Annotated in this window: 26 protein-coding genes and 1 tRNA gene; 18 read left to right on the top strand and 9 right to left on the bottom strand. The window is 63.1% G+C overall.

Annotated elements, in window-relative coordinates; all coding sequences use genetic code 11:
• Positions 1-3 precede the first annotated feature (3 nt).
• The 12 genes from bet (at position 4) to CLI93_RS11360 (ending at position 7,063) form a co-directional block, all read left to right on the top strand.
• Entirely contained in the window at positions 4-936 is a 933-nt protein-coding gene (bet, locus tag CLI93_RS11310; RefSeq protein WP_095542537.1) for a phage recombination protein Bet, read from the top strand.
• A 44-nt stretch (positions 937-980) separates the two neighbouring features.
• Entirely contained in the window at positions 981-2,660 is a 1,680-nt protein-coding gene (locus CLI93_RS11315) for a lambda-exonuclease family protein (RefSeq protein ID WP_095542536.1), read from the top strand.
• Positions 2,657-3,079 carry a single-stranded DNA-binding protein gene (locus CLI93_RS11320; RefSeq protein ID WP_095542535.1) on the top strand — a complete coding sequence of 141 codons (423 nt, stop codon included), beginning with the start codon at positions 2,657-2,659 and terminating at the stop codon, positions 3,077-3,079. The genes CLI93_RS11315 and CLI93_RS11320 overlap by 4 nt, the downstream gene beginning before the upstream one ends.
• A gap of 41 nt (positions 3,080-3,120) precedes the next feature.
• Complete coding sequence (locus tag CLI93_RS14965) at positions 3,121-3,315, top strand: hypothetical protein (protein ID WP_143326406.1); 195 nt, start codon at positions 3,121-3,123, stop codon at positions 3,313-3,315.
• A 28-nt stretch (positions 3,316-3,343) separates the two neighbouring features.
• Positions 3,344-3,580 (top strand): hypothetical protein, encoded by a 237-nt coding sequence (locus CLI93_RS11325; protein WP_095542534.1) that lies wholly within the window; start codon positions 3,344-3,346, stop codon positions 3,578-3,580.
• A 31-nt stretch (positions 3,581-3,611) separates the two neighbouring features.
• The gene (locus tag CLI93_RS11330; protein ID WP_095542533.1) at positions 3,612-3,965 is read left to right on the top strand and encodes a hypothetical protein; all 354 of its coding nucleotides are present in this window, start codon (positions 3,612-3,614) and stop codon (positions 3,963-3,965) included.
• 62 nt (positions 3,966-4,027) lie between these two features.
• Entirely contained in the window at positions 4,028-4,855 is an 828-nt protein-coding gene (locus CLI93_RS11335) for a DUF2303 family protein (RefSeq protein ID WP_172424281.1), read from the top strand.
• A gap of 160 nt (positions 4,856-5,015) precedes the next feature.
• Entirely contained in the window at positions 5,016-5,393 is a 378-nt protein-coding gene (locus CLI93_RS11340) for a hypothetical protein (protein ID WP_095542531.1), read from the top strand.
• 22 nt (positions 5,394-5,415) lie between these two features.
• Complete coding sequence (locus CLI93_RS11345) at positions 5,416-5,613, top strand: hypothetical protein (RefSeq protein ID WP_095542530.1); 198 nt, start codon at positions 5,416-5,418, stop codon at positions 5,611-5,613.
• Positions 5,614-5,618: 5 nt separating this feature from the next.
• A complete protein-coding gene (locus tag CLI93_RS11350) occupies positions 5,619-5,921 on the top strand; it encodes a hypothetical protein (RefSeq protein ID WP_095542529.1) in 303 nt (100 codons plus the stop codon).
• 312 nt (positions 5,922-6,233) lie between these two features.
• Entirely contained in the window at positions 6,234-6,737 is a 504-nt protein-coding gene (locus CLI93_RS11355; RefSeq protein ID WP_095542528.1) for a Panacea domain-containing protein, read from the top strand.
• 14 nt (positions 6,738-6,751) lie between these two features.
• Positions 6,752-7,063 (top strand): hypothetical protein, encoded by a 312-nt coding sequence (locus CLI93_RS11360; protein WP_095542527.1) that lies wholly within the window; start codon positions 6,752-6,754, stop codon positions 7,061-7,063.
• A 150-nt stretch (positions 7,064-7,213) separates the two neighbouring features.
• Here the strand turns inward: CLI93_RS11360 and CLI93_RS11365 are convergent, their stop codons facing one another.
• From CLI93_RS11365 to CLI93_RS11375, 3 genes are all read right to left on the bottom strand, one after another.
• Positions 7,214-7,456: a BrnA antitoxin family protein gene (locus CLI93_RS11365; protein ID WP_238945816.1), complete on the bottom strand. Its 243-nt coding sequence runs from the start codon at positions 7,454-7,456 to the stop codon at positions 7,214-7,216.
• Positions 7,446-7,724, bottom strand: coding sequence for a BrnT family toxin (locus CLI93_RS11370; protein ID WP_095542525.1), 279 nt, complete (start codon positions 7,722-7,724; stop codon positions 7,446-7,448). The genes CLI93_RS11365 and CLI93_RS11370 overlap by 11 nt, the downstream gene beginning before the upstream one ends.
• Before the next feature lie 89 nt (positions 7,725-7,813).
• Positions 7,814-8,626 carry a GIY-YIG nuclease family protein gene (locus CLI93_RS11375; RefSeq protein ID WP_095542524.1) on the bottom strand — a complete coding sequence of 271 codons (813 nt, stop codon included), beginning with the start codon at positions 8,624-8,626 and terminating at the stop codon, positions 7,814-7,816.
• Between the two features lie 316 nt (positions 8,627-8,942).
• Between CLI93_RS11375 and CLI93_RS11380 the strand changes: the two genes are divergently transcribed.
• The 6 genes from CLI93_RS11380 to CLI93_RS11405 all read left to right on the top strand — a co-directional run bounded on the left by CLI93_RS11380 (position 8,943) and on the right by CLI93_RS11405 (position 13,048).
• Positions 8,943-9,884: a BRO family protein gene (locus CLI93_RS11380; protein ID WP_095543681.1), complete on the top strand. Its 942-nt coding sequence runs from the start codon at positions 8,943-8,945 to the stop codon at positions 9,882-9,884.
• Positions 9,885-9,939: 55 nt separating this feature from the next.
• On the top strand, positions 9,940-10,368 hold the full coding sequence (locus CLI93_RS11385) for a hypothetical protein (protein ID WP_095543680.1): 429 nt from the start codon (positions 9,940-9,942) through the stop codon (positions 10,366-10,368).
• Entirely contained in the window at positions 10,365-10,859 is a 495-nt protein-coding gene (locus CLI93_RS11390) for a hypothetical protein (protein ID WP_095543679.1), read from the top strand. The genes CLI93_RS11385 and CLI93_RS11390 overlap by 4 nt, the downstream gene beginning before the upstream one ends.
• Positions 10,856-11,719 (top strand): hypothetical protein, encoded by an 864-nt coding sequence (locus CLI93_RS11395; RefSeq protein ID WP_095543678.1) that lies wholly within the window; start codon positions 10,856-10,858, stop codon positions 11,717-11,719. Before CLI93_RS11390 ends, CLI93_RS11395 begins: the two co-directional genes overlap by 4 nt.
• Before the next feature lie 110 nt (positions 11,720-11,829).
• The gene (locus tag CLI93_RS11400) at positions 11,830-12,036 is read left to right on the top strand and encodes a DUF4224 domain-containing protein (RefSeq protein ID WP_095543677.1); all 207 of its coding nucleotides are present in this window, start codon (positions 11,830-11,832) and stop codon (positions 12,034-12,036) included.
• A 1-nt stretch (position 12,037) separates the two neighbouring features.
• Positions 12,038-13,048 (top strand): site-specific integrase, encoded by a 1,011-nt coding sequence (locus CLI93_RS11405; protein WP_095543676.1) that lies wholly within the window; start codon positions 12,038-12,040, stop codon positions 13,046-13,048.
• Positions 13,049-13,131: 83 nt separating this feature from the next.
• On the opposite strand, the gene CLI93_RS11410 is transcribed toward CLI93_RS11405, so the two are convergent.
• The 6 genes from CLI93_RS11410 to CLI93_RS15185 form a co-directional block, all read right to left on the bottom strand.
• A tRNA-Ile gene (locus CLI93_RS11410) sits at positions 13,132-13,210 on the bottom strand.
• A gap of 91 nt (positions 13,211-13,301) precedes the next feature.
• Complete coding sequence (hrcA, locus tag CLI93_RS11415) at positions 13,302-14,330, bottom strand: heat-inducible transcriptional repressor HrcA (RefSeq protein WP_095543675.1); 1,029 nt, start codon at positions 14,328-14,330, stop codon at positions 13,302-13,304.
• A gap of 27 nt (positions 14,331-14,357) precedes the next feature.
• On the bottom strand, positions 14,358-14,714 hold the full coding sequence (locus CLI93_RS11420) for a chaperone modulator CbpM (RefSeq protein ID WP_095543674.1): 357 nt from the start codon (positions 14,712-14,714) through the stop codon (positions 14,358-14,360).
• A gap of 21 nt (positions 14,715-14,735) precedes the next feature.
• A complete protein-coding gene (locus CLI93_RS11425; RefSeq protein ID WP_095543673.1) occupies positions 14,736-15,749 on the bottom strand; it encodes a DnaJ C-terminal domain-containing protein in 1,014 nt (337 codons plus the stop codon).
• A gap of 253 nt (positions 15,750-16,002) precedes the next feature.
• The gene (locus tag CLI93_RS11430; RefSeq protein ID WP_095543672.1) at positions 16,003-16,530 is read right to left on the bottom strand and encodes a GNAT family N-acetyltransferase; all 528 of its coding nucleotides are present in this window, start codon (positions 16,528-16,530) and stop codon (positions 16,003-16,005) included.
• Positions 16,531-16,754: 224 nt separating this feature from the next.
• The coding region (locus CLI93_RS15185; protein WP_172425549.1) for a hypothetical protein at positions 16,755-16,991 on the bottom strand (237 nt) is incomplete at its 5' end.

The following is a 16,991-nucleotide window of genomic DNA, read 5'->3' on the forward strand; positions in this document are numbered from 1 at the left end:
ACCATGAGCACAGCCCTAACCACCCTGACCCGCACCCTTGCCCAGAAACTCGACATGGGCGACGGGGCGGGGCTGATCGAAACCCTCAAGGCCACCGCCTTCAAAGAGCAAGTGTCCGATGCGCAAATGACCGCGCTTCTGGTGGTTGCCAATCAATACGCCTTGAACCCCTGGACGAAGGAGATTTACGCCTTCCCGGACCGGAAAAACGGCATCGTGCCCGTCGTGGGTGTTGACGGCTGGGCGCGCATCATCAACAACCACCCCGACTTTGACGGCATGGAGTTTCGGCAATCCGAAACCATGATTCAGATGCCCGGCGCAAAAACGCAAGCTCCGGAATGGATGGAGTGCGCCATCTACCGCAAAAGCCGAAGCCGCCCAACTGTCGTGCGGGAATATCTGGACGAGGTGTACCGGGAGCCGATGAAAAGCAAATACGGCGACGAAAGCATTATTGGCCCGTGGCAAACGCACACCAAGCGTTTTTTCCGCCACAAGGCCATGATCCAGTGCGCCCGCCTGGCATTCGGCTACGGCGGCATCTACGACCAGGACGAAGCCGAACGCATCGCTGAAGCACAACCTGCCGTCAAGCACATGGGGGCGGTCGAAGAAGTACGCCCAGCCAAGACCCCCTACCCCGAAGACAAATTCACCGCCAACCTGCCCACCTGGCGCAAAGCCATCGAAGCCGGGCGCAAGAGCGCAGAAGACGTCATCGCCACCGTGGAGAGCAAACACACCCTCACCGACGAGCAAAAAGCCGCCATTCGCGCCCCGATTGCCCCGGCCGCCGCGCCCACCACCGTCATTGATGGAGACACCGGCGAAGTGCTGCAAGCGCCCGCACCGCAACCAGCCGCGCCGCAGCACACAGCGCAAACACTGGACTTCGTGCGCGAGATGGACGGCGCGCAAGACACCCCCGATTGATTCCCTGCCCGCTCACTTGGCGGGCTTCTTTTTGGAACAACCCCATGCAACAACACCAACTCACCCAGGGCAGCCCCGAATGGCACGCCCACCGCGCCCAATTCTTCAACGCCAGCGACGCCCCCGCCATGCTGGGTATCAGCCCCTACAAAACCCGCGCCGCCCTGCTGCAAGAGCGCGCCACCGGCATTGCGCCAGAGATCACGCCCCAGCAGCAGCGCATTTTCGACCGTGGCCACCAACTCGAAGCCCTGGCCCGGCCCATCGCCGAGGACATCGTGGGCGAGGAACTGTTCCCCATCGTGGGCACCGAAGGCAAACTCGCCGCCAGCTTCGACGGCATCACCATGCTGGGCGATACTGTTTTTGAGCACAAAACCCTGAACCAGTCCCTGCGCTACGACTGGGACAGCGACAACGGCTGGCACCTGCCCGAGCACTATCAGGCGCAAATGGAGCAGCAGCTCATGGTCAGCGGCGCAGAGCGCGTGCTGTTCATGGCCAGCGAGCAAGGTGAGGACGGTCAGCTACACTACCAGCACTGCTGGTACGCCAGCAACCCAGCCATGCGCCAACGCATCATCGACGGCTGGGCGCAATTCGAGGCCGACCTGGCCGCCTGGCAGCCCGCCGAAACCGCCCAGCCCGCGCAGGCCGCCCCAGTGGAAAGCCTGCCCGCGCCCATCGTCACCGTGGGCGGCGCGCTCAGCGTGGGCGGCAACCTGCCCGCCTTTGGCCAGGCCCTGCGCGCCTTCATCGAGCGCATCCCCGCCAAACCCGCCACCGATCAGGAGTTCGCCGACGCCGAAGCCGCCTGCAAAGCCCTCAAGAAAGCCGAGGACGCCCTGAAGGCCGCTGAAGATCAGGCGCTCGCCCAGATCAGCGACGTGGAAATCATGCGCCGCACCGTGGCCGACCTGCAAGCCTTGGCGCGCACCACCCGACTGGCCACCGAGAAGCTGGTCAAGGCTGAAAAGGAAGCCCGCAAAACCGCCCTGGTCATGCAGGCCCGCGCCGACTTCGCGCGCTATGTGCAAACCCTCGAAGCCAACCTGAAGGGCATGCACCTGCAATTGCCCGCGCCCGACTTCGGCGCAGCCGTCAAGGGCCTGTCCAGCCTGGAGAGCATGCGGCAAAAACTCACCGCCGCCCTGCTGGAAGGCCAGGCCCAGGCCAACACCCTGGCCGAGCGCATCGCCCGCAACCTTCAGATGCTGGAGCGTGTGAGCGACCACAGCTTCCTGTTTGCTGATCGTGAGCAATTGGTATGCACCTACACCGACCGCGAGCTGGAGCGCATCATTGCCGCCCGCATTGCCGAGCACCAGCAGGCCGAAGCCGCCCGACTGGAAGCCGAGCGCGAGCGCATCCGAAAGGAAGAAGAAGCCCGCGCCGCGAAGGCCGCCCAGGAGCAAGTCGCCGAAATCCTCTCGCACGAAGCGCAAGTGGCGGCCTTTGAAAAATCGTGCCGCGAAAGCGACGGACGGCGGGCAGCAGAGATCGCCCATATCGAGGCCACACAACCACCCACCCTGCGCCTGGGCGAGATCAACACCCGCCTGGCCCCACTGTCCATCACCGAGGCCGGACTGCGCCAACTGGGCTTTGAGCCAGCAGGCCACGACCGCCGTGCCGTCCTGTACCACGAGCACCAATGGCCCGACATGTGCGCCGCCATCGTGGCCCGTGTGCAGGCTGCAGCAGCAATTGGAGCCGACGCATGAGCGACCTCAACCAATGCACCTTCATCGGCCGTCTGGGCCGCGATCCGGAGACACGAACATTTCCAAACGGCGACCAGATCGCCAGCGCCTCCATTGCCGTCTCGGAAACCTGGAAGGACAAACACACCAGCGAGAGGCAAGAGCGCACCCAATGGATACCCCTGGTATTCACCGGCAAGCTGGCCGAAATCGCCGCCCAATACCTGCGCAAAGGCAGCCAAGTGTGCGTGTCTGGGAAATGGCGCACGCGCACCTGGAAAGACCAGCAAAGCGGACAGGATCGCCGCACAACCGAAATCCGCGTGGAAAACATGCAGATGCTGGGCGGGCGGCAAGACGGCCAACAACAACACCAATCGCAACCGGCAGCGACCGCACAGCAGCAGACCGACTTTGAAGAGGACGATATCCCATTCTGACCACCCAGCCCGCGTAATGCGGGCTTTTTCATGCGCAAACCATGCAATCGACAAAGACAACCGCCGCCCAATGGAGACGGCGCGCTCTGCGGGCAGAAGCAGAGCTCGAGCGTGTAAAGCAAGTGCAGCAAAACGCCGACCGAATCACCGCCCTCATCTGCAAACAAGATGCCGCCCGCTTCGTGGCACTGCGTGAAATCCGGCTCATCCTGGACGAGCTGGCCACCATCGAATAGCAACCAAAACCCAACCCAAGGAGCAACCATGCAAATCACCATCCATACCCTGAACATTCACCTAACCCCAGCCGAGCCCGCCCTTGGCGCAGCGCTGGTCAAGGCTGCGCTGGCCGCCCAGCATGAAGAGTCCGCCGAGCAGCCGCAAGAAGAGGCCCAGCAGCAAACCGAAGAGCCGCAGGCCCGAGAGATTGAGCTGCCGCCTGAGATCGCGGCCCTGCTGGCCACTGCCTTGCTCAAACAGATCCACACCCAGCCCGCGTAATGCGGGCTTTTTCATGAAAGGAAGAAGCACCATGACAACACATCAATCCCAAACCGCCGCCACCGACGTGGGCGAATTCATCACCGACCTGGACGGCGGCATGTTCGACCGCAAGCTCTCGGCCGCGCTGAGCCAGGTGGCCGCCGCTGTGGTCGATCACGACAAGGCTGGCGAGGTCACCATCAAGTTCAGCTTCAAGCGCATCGCCGGCACGCACCAGGTGCATGTGGCCCACGCCATGAAGTACACCAAGCCAACCATGGACGGCAAGGCCAGCGAGGAGGAAACCCGCACCACATCCCTGTACGTGGGCAAATACGGCAAGCTCACCCTCACGCCCGAGAGCCAGCTGAGCTTCATCGACCGCCAAGGCCAACCCGCCTGAGCCCATTTCACCCACCCAGGCCGCCAAAGCAGGCGGCCTTTTTCATGCCCGAAAGGAAACCCATGTTTGACAAACAAGCCATTGAAACCCTGCAAGAAGGCCAAAGCATCGCGCAGGCCAACGAGGCCATGGCCACCAGCGCCGAGGCGCGCCACGTCGTGGCCCTGCCCAGCGACTACAAGCAGCACGACCTTGAGCCATTCCAGCCCCGGCGCCGCCGCGCGCGCGGCAAGATGGAAACGCCCGATCTGCAGTCGTTTGCCGCCTACGCCACGGCCCACGCCGAAGGCGGCGCATCCATCTTCATCGAGCCCGAGAACATGCGCGCCACCGCCGTGCTGAACCTGGGCCAGCCCGCCGCCCCCGGCCAAGCCGACAACAAGGCCGTGCTGGAACCCACCACCACCGCCGCCTACAACGCCCTGAACCGCATCACCGCTGGCAAGAACAAGCAGCAGGACGTGGCCGAATTTTTGGAAGACTGGACAGAACACATCACCTGCTTCAATGACGAGGGCGAAATCTCACCGCCGCGCGCCATCGCCGCCGTGCGCAAGATCAGCATCGAGGCCAGCCGCAAGCTGGAAAACGAAGAGCAGGCCCTGAGCGCCACCCGCAGCGCCTTTGAGAACATCACCGCCAGCAGCAAGGAGCCGCTGCCCGCGCTGATCTACTTCCGCTGCCAGCCCTACGCCGACCTGCAAGAGCGCCAGTTCGTGCTGCGACTGGGCGTGCTCACCGGCGAGGAAAAACCCGCCATCACCCTGCGCGTCATCAAGCGCGAGCAACACCAGCAGCAAATGGCTGAAGAGCTGGCCGAGCGCATCCGCGCGGCCATGGGCAGCGCCGACGTGGCCATCTACAAAGGCCAGTACCACCGCCACCAGTAAGCCCCCCACGCTCAGCGCGAGCCGATCCGCGCGCAGGCAGGGGCAAATGCCTGCACGTTCCCAAACCGCAGCAGGGCGGGTGTCGGCACCTGCACGCGGCGGCAGATAGTGATCTGCCCAGCCTGGGGCCAGCGCCAGGAACCAGCACAAGGAGCATCCCATGAACGCATTCAACTCCCTCAAGCCCAAGGCAGGCGCAAAGCCCTCGCCCAAAGCGGCAACCAAACCAAGCCAGGCCAAACAGCCGGCCCAGCAGGCCGAGCCTGCCAAGCGCCAAAGCCGCGCAGTCGGCGACTTCCAGGTCGCCTTCGACGAGCTGCCCAAGCAGCGCACCAGCGCCAGCAAATACGACGCCCTGCTGGCCCGCTGGCCAGTGGGCGCAGCCGTGCGCTGCACAGCCAAAGAAGCCAACTCCATCGCCCAGGCCCTGCGCAAACATTTGCGGCGCACCGGCAAAAGCGGCCGCGCGCGCATCTGCGCCCAATACCCGGGCGACACCAGCAGCACACCGGCGCGCGTCTGGTGGATGGCCGAGTAACGCGACAACCGAAAGACCAGAAATGCCAGCAACCATCCTGCACACCGCAGCCGAAACCATCGCCCAGCGCGGCCAGGAGCGCGACACCGGCGGCGGAAAAGAACGCACCATGGCCGCCGCCGTGGCCGCATTCAACGCCCTGGAGGGCACCACCCTCACCGCGCGGCAGGGCTGGGCATCAGCGCGCCCATCCCCAAACACATCCGCGACGGCTCCCTGATCCAGGTGCTCGCCGCCCAGCAGTGCATCCTGCGCGGCCAGGCCATCACCCACCAATGGCGCGCCGTTGTGGATGCCGTCAACATCATGGAGACCCTGCGCCGCGCCGGGCACATCCAAGACCCCGGCGGGCACATCTACGCCGCTGTCGAAGCCATCCTGCGCGCCATCGAGCGCAAAAACGCCACCGGCAGCGAGCATGCCTTGCTTGACGGCCCAGGCATCACCGCCCTAGGCGAAGTGCTGGCCGCCGTCCCCGACGTCATCGACAGCCTCACCCACCGCCAGTACATCCAAACCCTGCGCTAGACCGACCTGCGCCTGCGCGAGGCCAGCCTGCGCCGCGACCGGAGCCTGCGCGTGGTGTCGGCGCAATGATTGACAAGAGATGGGATGAACTAACACACATAACGCAATGGGTCAACAAATCCCTGTCAATTTCTACCAGGCCCAAAACACTACATCTAGTGAAATTTCATGGAAAACGCCCCATCGGCCCCATATATAGTGCCCTGGAGTTAGACGTTGTGATCCGCCCAACGAGCAATGCGATACTGCACGCGCGCGCCTTATAGCGCAAAGTAGCTTCAAAAACCGCCTACAAGCCTTAAGGGAACCCGCATGACAGTCCTACCAACAGTCTCTGTTGCCAACTTTTTCATAGGAAAAGCGCAAGAAGAAGGCAAGACTATCACCCCCATGCAGGTGCTCAAGCTGGTCTACATCGCCCATGGATGGCACCTGGGCTTGTACGACAAGCCGTTGATTGGCGAAGCTGCGCAAGCCTGGAAATACGGCCCGGTCATTCCCAGCGTGTACCACGACTTCAAGCACTACGGCAGGAATGGCATTGATCGCCAGAAAGCCATGCTTGTTGAAGGGCAACCAATCATCCCGACTGTGACAGACACGCAAGCGCAGGAATTTTTGAGCGCCGTCTGGAACGCCTACAAGCACCTCGACGGCTGGCAGCTCAGCGCCATCACCCATCAAGAAGGCACACCTTGGTCAATCACCTGGGAAAAATGCGGGGGCAACCACTTTGCAGGTTACCCTATTGCGAACGCCGACATTGCCCAACACTACGCTGAACTGGCAAAACAGCGCCAGGGCAGCCGCACCTGACTCCGGGAGCCTGCATGGACGAAAAGCTCCATCTCATCCAGGCAGAGTCCGTCGATGCCAAGCCACGTCACACTGAAGACATCTTCGAAAAACACCGGCATGAAGCCCACCTCAAAAACATGGATCGCGGCTGGCTGGGCGTGGTATTTGGGATGGGCGCAACCACTGGCATCAATATTGCAGGCCTGGTGTGCATCCTGACGCTCGTGACGTTGATCGTGTCTCTGTTCGTTGAAATCAAAGGCGATGCGAGCACTATGCGTGCGGCCATGATCGGCCTAATCTCATCGGCCCTGAGCTACATTTTTGGCGCAGCCAAGCGCTGATTGCATGGCTGCGGTCAGAGCACAAATCCCTGTGATTTAAAGCGCCTAACAGACTGCTCAAATACAGCCCGCTCCAGCGGGCTTTTCTTTGCTCGCAGCTGGGCACACTCACGCCACTGAGCAGCCCAGGCGGGCAAGTGCTCTGGCCCTCTACACCGCCTTGGCCAGCAAATCGGCCATGCGCGTCTGCCAGCCTGGACCTGAAGCGCGCCACTTGGCCAGTACGCTCTCGGGCAAGCGAATGGACACCAACGTGCGCGGATCCTGCGCGCGCGGCCTGCCGCCCTTGTTCACTCTGGCGCGCGCCAGCATCTCATCGGTCAGCTCGGGCAAATCGTCGTACTCCGACGCTTCGATGCGGTGCGCGTCCACGCGCTGCAAATCACTGCCCAAGCAAGAGGGGGAGGATTTTTTTGTGCTCGCGTTCATTGGCCTTCCTCATACTGAAAACGTGGCGAACCGCGCCACGCGGGACATAACCGACCACCACCAACCGCCCGACCAGAAAGCCAAAACAGATGATGCGCGGCTCTCCGTAATCCTTGCGGGTGTCCTCAAACTCCACCGTCGGGCCCTCAAACACTACCGCAGCATCCTGAAAGTCCAGCCCGCGCTCGGCCAGTGTCACGCTGCGTTTATGGGGGTCAAAGGTGATGCTCATGGGCGTTATTGTATCTACAACAACCTGCAATGCAATCCGCCTTCACCATGCCCGACGTTGGGGGCCCGCACCCCAACAGGCTTGACAAGTCAGAGCTGCGGATGCGACAAAAACCTTGACCGTCCACTCTTAATCAACTCAAGCTCTTGATCCCGCGCAGCCTCTATCGCCTTGTATTTTGCAGATTGTGTTCGCCTATGCGAGAAATACGCGTGCAACACCAGCCCCGCAAACATCCCGGCCAACAAAATGCCCGGAATGCTTTCTTTGCCGAACATCGGCATAACAATGCCCATCAATACCGTGCCAGCAATCCAATAAGGCCAAATCCGAGGTTCAGGGAACCGATCCTCCAGCATCTGCGTATACAAGCGGTGCACTTCTCGCTCGGCCATACTCCTTCTCTCCGCCTCCTCCCGCCGCCGTTGCTCTTGCTCCTGCAACATGCGCCTGTTCTCATACTCAAGCTGCTGCGGCGTCTTGCCCGTCTCCCGAAGCACCTGTTCCAAATTGTCGATAACAGACCTGATAACAGCCGTTGCCTCGTCCAGGGAGCACTGGAAAAACTCCCGGTTGTGTGCATACCGACAGCTTGCAAGCTGAGCATGGATCGTGCTCTCCGCGCGCCCGCAATCAATCGTCTCGAACGACTCAATCAACCTCAATTGCCCAATGTGCCCAGTCACCCGCGCCTCGCGTGCTTGACGATTAATTTCATCGATCCGAACTTGTGGGTTCATCCGCGTGGTTAAGCCAATCTTGTAGATGCCATCGCGATGCGCATCATTGCGAGCAATGTAAATATGGCCTGGCACCCCATAAAAATTCTGCACAAAGGAAGACTTCGATCTCGGTTTGCGTGAAAAGCGCACCACATCTTCATAGCCGTTGTCTTCAATCATTGCTTGCGACGAATGGAAATTAACAGAAAGAAACAATGTACATCGATAAGTAACCGATTCCCGCTGCTGCCTGGGGTATGATTTTCCCTACCTCGCAAGAGGTGGAGGTTCAAAGCTCCATTACCAAGCGGTCAGCCGCATACCGACAAACAGCGGCTTTTTTGCGCCCGCCGATTCCTACAGGTTTCGCCGGGGAAGGTGGCTATCCGTAAGGACGCCCACCTGGCTTGGTACAGGCTTTGAACTTCCCCGGCACCTTCTCGGGATTGGGTCAAAGCGATTCCGAGAGGTTTTCAAATCTCACCAAGGAGTCGCCATGACCCAATCCGCACTCGCCTTCCAAGGCACCACCTTCGATATCGTTGACCGCAACGGCCAGCCTTGGCTGAGGGCACACCAAATCGGTGTAGCCTTGGACTACAAGCGGTCAGACATCATTGCCAAGCTCTACCGCGCCAACGCCGCCGAATTCACCGACAGCATGACCGCCGTGGTGAAACTGCCCACGGCAGGCGGCGTGCAAGACGTGCGCATCTTCAGCTTGCGCGGCGCGCACCTGCTGGGCATGTTCGCCCGCACCGCCCGCGCAGCAGAATTCCGCCGCTGGGTGCTGGACGTGCTGGACGCACAAACCCAGCCCACCACCATCACCCCCGCCCAACAGCAGCACCTCAAAGAGCTTGTGGACCTGGTGGTCGAATCGGGCAAGCAAAAAAGCCACGCCGAAACCTGGGCGCGCCTGCACCGCAAGTTCGGCGTGCCGCGCTACATCGAGTTGCCCGCTGCACAATTTCACAGCGCCTGCCTCTACCTCAAGAGCAAGATCGACCAGCCCAGCATCGCCACTCTGATCCGCAAGCACCTGCCCGCCCAGATTGAGGCGCTCGACCTCACCGGCGGCCCGGCCGCGCAAGCGGCGCACGAAGCAGCCTGCCAGTACATCGACAACCTGCGCAGCGGCCAGCAAACCCGCTGGGACTTGCCCCCTGAAGTGCTGCAAGGGCTGGTGCTTGACGCCCTGATGAGCCAGCGCTTTATCGTCAGCTTCGGCTACCGCCAGGGCATGAGCATCAACCCCATCGCCCGCGACGCCTACGTGCTGCCCAGCGCCCAATGGGCCAGCGCCATCGAATCGGGCGATGCACACCTGCCGCCTGAAGAACTGGCCCGGCTGCATGCCGTCGTCAGCGCCAAGATCAGCCGCAGCTACCTGCTGATGCACAGCCAGCGCAAGGCACAACCGCCCGCGTTGACGTAACCCCATCCCCTCACCCCAAGGCCCGCTGCTTGCGGGCCTTTTTCATGGAGAAAACATGACAGACCTGCAAGCAGCACAACAGCGCATCGCCGAGCTGGAGGCCCAGCTCGAAGCCATCGGCGCAGGCGGCGTAGGCCCGCAGCGCATCACATCCAGCCCTGAACAATGGGAGTCGGCAGTCACCGGGTGGCACCGCGCCGCCAAACGACTCGATCACGCCTGCACCCAATGGCGCAACCTGATGCGCTCAGACCCGGAGGCCGAACTCTGGCAGGCGGCCTGGGATGCCGTCAGCATCTGGGCGCGGCAACTGCAAACCGCCTACGACCTGGGCGATTGGCTGGAGTTTTGGTGGGAAGAATGCAAGCTCTCTGCCGCGCCTGGTCACGTCAGCATCAACGGGCAAGCCTTCGCGCTCGACGGCCTGGACGGCCTCATTGAGCTGCTGCGCGCGCACCGCGCCATGAAGGAGGGCCAGCAATGACCAATCGCCGCTACACCCTCACCATCACCGAAGCGCAAGCGCGCGTCATCCGCGACGCCTGCGAACTGCTCGCGCGGCTGGGCTTGGGCCAATGGCCGGAATTCCTGCGCCACATGCCCGGCCAAGTGCCGATGGAATATCACAACGCCATCGACCGGCTGCTGCCGGAAATGGCGCACCTGCTGTCCGAGCATGGCCCACAGGGCACTGCCATCAACGGATGGAACAGCCACCTGGGTATCGGCAATCGGCATGTTCCGGAGGCTGCGAATGTCGCCTTCGACCTGCACGCCGTAATCCGCCATCGGCTGGCCTGGGATCGAGCCAAAGCTGAAGGCAAGGACAAGGATCGTTCGCACACCATGAGCGTGCAGTACGACACCCCCATGCACTACGGCAAGGAGCCGCTGGCGACGATGGAGCGCATCGCGCCAACCCCAACAACCCAGCCCGCCCAGACCAAGGCGGGCTTTTTCACGCCCGAACCATGAACATCCGACAAATCGACCGCGCCCTCGAAGCTGCAGGCGTGCCCTTCAGCATGCACCTTGACGCCATCGCCTGCCTGGCAGAAGCCCGGCGCCGCGCGCGCGGCCTGCTGGCCCACAAAATCAAAGCCCGCCTCATGGCAAAGCGCATCGCCCGCGCCCTGCCCTGGGATGCCGAAACCATCGAGCAAATCCACCCCCAATGGGCCAGCTACGGCGTCGTGCCCAATCTGGGCAACGGCGTCAACGGCGACAACATCCCCTGGGCCGAGCACTACCGCATGCCCGACGGCAGCACGCGCGAAGTCTGGCACTACGGCGCCCCCGGCAACGGGCAACTGCCCGAAGACCTGCGCGCCGCCGCCGAGCACAACATCGCCCTGCGCCGCCGCGCCGCACTGGCCGCCGGCGGCATCCACAGCCACAACGCCCCATGCACCCGCCCGCTGGAGTTGGACACCGACCCAGACAGCCTGAGCTACCGCACCGCCTGCGCGCGCAACTACTGGGGCCACCGCTTCTTCAGCGGCGGCGCTGGCCAGCACCCGCGCAGCATCAAAGCCCGCACCGCCTGGCTGCGCAGCAACGGCGGCGAGCGCGAGGCCTGGAACCGCGGCATGCCCGTGTCCGGGGCCGTGCGCCAGTGGCAAAGCCAGCAGGGCAAAACCACCGTCACCGTCTTCAACCAAGACCAGGCCTGGCAAATCAACATCAAGCGCCGGCTGCTCGGCCGCTGGTTCCTGCACTGGCGGCTGGGCTTTGAAATCGACAACGCCATCCACGCCCACCCCAGGCCCGGCTTCGACAAACGCGCGCCGGTGACGTGGGGCTGGCGGCCAGAGCGACAAAGGAAGGCGACGTGACAGCCCCCTCTCCCGCCGCGCCCGCCAGCGGCGCAACAAGCGCAATCCATGGCCAGAAGATCTGCAACCACATCCCGCCCAGAGCGGGATCTTTGCATCTGGAGCGAAGCATGACCGAATTTCTCACCAGCACCGAGCTGACCCAGCTCACCGGCTACCAACAAGCCAACAGCCGGGCAAAATGGCTCAAGCAGCACGGCATCCCCTACCAACGCAATGCACGCGGTCTGATCGTGTCACGCATCCACGCGCGCCAGTGGCTGGAGGGCAAACAGCAAACCCAATTCGGCGGCATCAACCTGGCCGCCATCGCATGACATGCCCAAGAAGAACAAATACCCCCGGCTGCACACCCGCACCAAGAAGGGCAAGGCTGGGCAGGTCTACACCTACTACACCTACGACATGCGGCCAGAAGGCAAGCCCGACATCAACCTGGGCAGCGACCGCCTGGCCGCCATCGAAAAATGGAAAGAACTGCAAGGCCAGGCCGTGAACATCCGTGGCCGGCTGCAAGAAGCCTTCAACCGCTGGCGCGAGCAAGAGCTGCCGGCCTACGACAGCCCCGTCACGCGCCGCAACTACGCTCTGCACCTCAAACGCCTGGAGCCAGTGTTTGGCATGGCCACCTGGGACGAGATCACCGTGCCCGTGCTGCGCCAGTATCTGGACAAGCGCACAGCCAAAACACAAGGCAACCGGGAAATCTCTGTGCTCTCCATCATCTGGACAAAGGCCAGACTCTGGGGCATGACCTCAGCGCCGTGGCCAGCGGCCGGCATGAAGGGCTGGAAAAACAAGGAAAAGGCCCGCGAGTTTGAAGTCACGGACGACCTGTTTGATGCCATCTACGAGCAAGCCGACCGCATCCTGCGCGGCTGCATGGACATCGCCACCGCCACCGGCATGCGCATCACGGACGCCATTCTTGTGCAACGCCCACGGGGCGGCCTGCTGCGCCACCGGCACCACAAAACAGGCAAATGGGTGGAATTTGACCTCGCGCAATCGCCCGTGCTGACGGCCATTGCGCAAGAGCGCGAGCGCATCCCAAGCGCCAGCAGCGCACTGCTCGTCACCGACAAAGGGGAGGCCATCACATACCCCATGCTGCGCAAACGCTGGCTCAAAGCCCAGCAGGCAGCGGCGCAAGCACACCCAGAAAAAGCAACCGACATCCAGACCATGTACCTGCGCGATATGCGCAAGCGCGCCGCCGATTTGGCCGATGGCCTGGACGCAGCGGCCAATCTGCTGCAGCACTCCAGCAAGGCCGTCACCCGCAAGCACTACCGCACCAAGGCCACCAAACTCAAAGCAGTGCGATAACTTTTGCGGGAAATCATGCGGGAATCTTTGCGGGAAACGTCATTTAAAAATGACGAAAAAAGCACATAACCCATTGATGTATATGGTGGGCCCCCTGGGAGTCGAACCCAGCACCAACGGATTATGAGTCCGCTGCTCTAACCAAGCATGAGCTAGAGGCCCGTGTGCCACTTGCCCCAGAGCCTGCGCCAAGCCTGGGCAAGCCCGCGATTGTAGCGGCGATCAGCTCTGCCACAGCCTCGCGCGCGCAGGCTCATCGGGGCCTGCTGAGCGCATTGCTCAGCAGGCGGGCGGTGATGTCAACGATGTGCACCATGCGCTCATAGGGCATGCGCGTGGGGCCGATGACGCCCAGCGTGCCGACGATCTGGCCATCCACTTCGTAGGGGGCGCTGACGATGGACAGCTCGGAAACGGGCACGGTCTGGCTTTCCCCGCCGATGTAGATCTTCACGCCCTGGGCCTGGCCGGTCACGTCCAGCAGTTGCAGGATTTGGGTTTTTTGCTCGAACAGGTCGAAGGCACGGCGGATGCTGTCCATGTCCTTTGAAAAATCGCTCACGGCCAGCAGATTGCGCTCGCCGGAGATGACCACATCCTGACCTGCGGGCTGGGCAGTGCTGGTCGGGTCGCCAATGGCCGCTTCCATCAGTGCCGCAATTTCGCCGCGCAGGCGGTTGATTTCGCCGCGCAGCCGCTCACGCACCTGGTCGACGCTCAGGCCGCTGTAGTGGGCGTTGAGGTAGTTGCTGGCTTCCAGCAGGTGCTCTTGCGCGATGTCGTCCTGGGTGTGCACGAGCTTGTTCTGCACATTGCCATCGGGCGAGACCAGGATGACCAGCACGCGCTGGGCCGACAGGCGCAGGAATTCGATGTGGTGCAGCACAGCGCTTTTTTGCGGCGCCACGACCACGCCAACGAATTGCGACAGATTGGACAGCAGCTGCGCGGCGCTGGCGATGACGCGCTGGGGCTGGTCGGGGTTGAGCGCTGCTGGGGCGCTGCCATCGTGCAGCTGTTCGTGCCAGCGCTCGCGCTGTACGGTCATCATGCTGTCAACGAACAGGCGATAGCCCTTGGGCGTGGGCACGCGCCCGGCTGAGGTATGGGGGCTGGCAATCAGCCCGAGCTCTTCCAGGTCGGCCATGACGTTGCGGATCGTCGCCGCCGAGAGCTCCAGCCCGGAGGACTTGGCCAGCGTGCGCGAGCCCACGGGCTGGCCGTCCTCGATATAGCGTTCGATCAGTGTGGTCAGCAGGACCTTGGCGCGCTCATCCAGCATGGCGGCATTTTTTCCTTGCAGCGCGCTTCAGCAGTCCTGCTGCCCCGGCCCCACCTGGGCGCCCAGGGCCTGCAGCTGCTGGCGCAATGCCGCCACTTCTTCCATCAGGTCGGTGGTCAATGCGGCCAGTTGCGGGTCGGCATCGAAGGCGTGCTCCAAATGGGCGATGCGCCGCGCGCGCACCAGCGTGGCGCTGGCAAAGCGCCATTGGCCCTCGCCAGCGCCCGCTTCGGCCTGCAGCACACCGGCTTGCACGCGCGCCAGCACCCAGTCGGGGGCCATGCGGCAGCCGCTGGCAAATTGCTCCAGCGACAGCGCGGCGTCATCGAGCAGCTCGATCAAGTCTTCGGAAATCAGCGTCACGGCAGTGGTCGTTCTCGTCATGGCGGGCTCCTTGCTCTTGTCTCAGGCGCGGCGCGGGTCAAAGCCGGGATAGGCCTCGCGCAGCGCCGCCCAGGCAGCTTGCTGCGCCTCGGTCACGGCGCCAGGCACGGCCAAATCCAGCTCCAGGTACAGATCGCCCGCAGCGCCTGCTGCATTGGCCGCCGGGATACCGCGCCCTTTGAGGCGCAACCTACGGCCGCTGTTGGAGCCCGCAGGCACGCCCACCTCCACCGTGGCGCCATCGGGCGTACGCACCTGCACGCTGGCGCCAAGCACAGCTTCCCAAGGCGCTACGCGCAGCTTTTGCGTCACGTCGCGGCCCTGCACCTGCCAGCGCGCATCGCTGCGCAGCTGCACTTCAAGGAACAGGTCGCCGGCCGCGCCGCCGTTCAGGCCCGGGCTGCCCTGGCCGGCCAGGCGAATGAGCTGGCCGGGCTTGACGCCTTTGGGGATTTTGACTTCCAGGGTGCGCTCCTCGGGCACGGGCTGGCCCTGGGCATCCAGGCGCATACCGCGCAGCGTCAGGGTACGCATGGCGCCCTGGTAGGCATCGGGCAGCTCCAGCTCGATGCGCGCGTGCTGATCCTGGCCGCGCAGCGGCCCAGCCGCAGCGCCTCGCGCCTGGCGGGCGCGCGCAGCGCGACCGAACAACTCCTCGAAGAAGGCGCTGCGCGCGCCCTCCTGGCCTGCGGCATCGAAGCCGTCAAAGCCCCCGAAGCCGCCAAAGCCTTGCGCGCCCTCCTGGCCGGAGAAGTCAAAGCCCGCATTCCAGCCCGGCGGCGGGCGCACGTCATCGCCCGAGCGCGCCCCTGCTGCCCAAGCCTGGGCCCCAACGGTGTCGTAGGCAGAGCGCTTTTCGGGGTCGGAGAGCACGGCATGGGCCTCGTTGACCTCGGCCATGCGCTGCTCCGCATCGGGCGCCTTGCTCACGTCCGGGTGGTATTGGCGCGCCAGCTTACGGTAGGCCTTCTTGATGTCGTCGGTGCTGGCACTTTTGTCCACACCTAGGATTTGGTAGTAGTCCTTGTATTCCATGCGTTGCTGTGCTGTGGTGCAAGCGGCCGGCGCTTGCTGTCATGCCCCCTCGTGATCGCCAAGTCTGCCCGCCGCTGGCGGCACATTGCCTTGCAAAGCGGCAGCCCGGGCATCACGTCACGCCCATCAAATGGGGGCGCGGCCGGGCTTGTCAAGCGGCACGGGCATTGTGCCCAAAAAGAAAGGCTGCGCCCAAAAGCGCAGCCTGTTCATGTGCATAGTGCGCGCCTGTGGCGCGCGACCGATTTTGTACTCAACGCCCGGTAGTCAGCGAGCGCTTGACGCGGATTTCCTCGAACTTGGTGCCGCCGATCATGGCGATCTTGGCGCTGCTGGCCTCACGCTCGAAACCAGCGGTTTCGTGGAATTTCAGCGCACGCTCGTTCTGCACCGGCACCCAGGCGGTGACGTTGGTGCAGCCTTCTTCGTGCAGGCCCTCGCGCGCAGCATCCCACAGCGCAGCGCCCACGCCCTTGTTCCAGTGGTTGGGGGAGATGTAAATGGCCCAGATTTCACCGGTGGTGGGGCGGGTCTTCTCGTCGCGCGAGCGATCAAAGCCGACGAAGCCGACGATCTTGTCGTTCTCGATGGCGACTTTGACCTGAGGCTCGCAATACTCAATGGCCTCGCGCCAGTAGGCGATGCGCTTTTCCAGGCTGATGGACTTCAGGTGCTCGTCCGGCACCAAGCCTTTGTAGGCGGCTTGCATGGCGGCAGTGTGGATCTGGGCGATGGCTTTGGCATCACGAAGCGTAGCGGCGCGAACCTGAATGTCAGACATAACGAATGCAAAAAAGAACGATCAGTGTGTGAAAAAACGGCGTATTCTGCACTCAAGGGCTGGCAAATATCAATAGCCAAAAGGGCTTGACAGACAAAATCCGATGACAATTGCGCCGCCCGCTTGCACCCGCTGTGCATTTGCGTCAGCGCCTGCTTCGCGCCCGGAAAGGTCGGCACGAATCCAGCGGTCAGACTGCGCTGCGACTCGTGCAGACACAGCCCTCAAGCCGCCGCAGCCAGCAAGGGCTTGGTCAGGTCCTGGTAGCTGCCCGGCTGGTAGCCCGCTGCGGTCATGAAGCTGGCGCTGGCCAGGGCATCGGCCTGGGCCATGACAGCCATGGCGGCGATGAGCTGTTGCGCCTGGGCGGCGCTGCTCAGGGCGCTGTCCAGTGTGCTGCTTGGCGTGCTGCCCGGTGCGCTGTCTGCTTCGTCCCAGGTCTGGGCATGCCATGGGGTCTG

Source organism: Vandammella animalimorsus (genome assembly GCF_002288875.1).
Lineage (GTDB): Bacteria > Pseudomonadota > Gammaproteobacteria > Burkholderiales > Burkholderiaceae_C > Lampropedia > Lampropedia animalimorsus.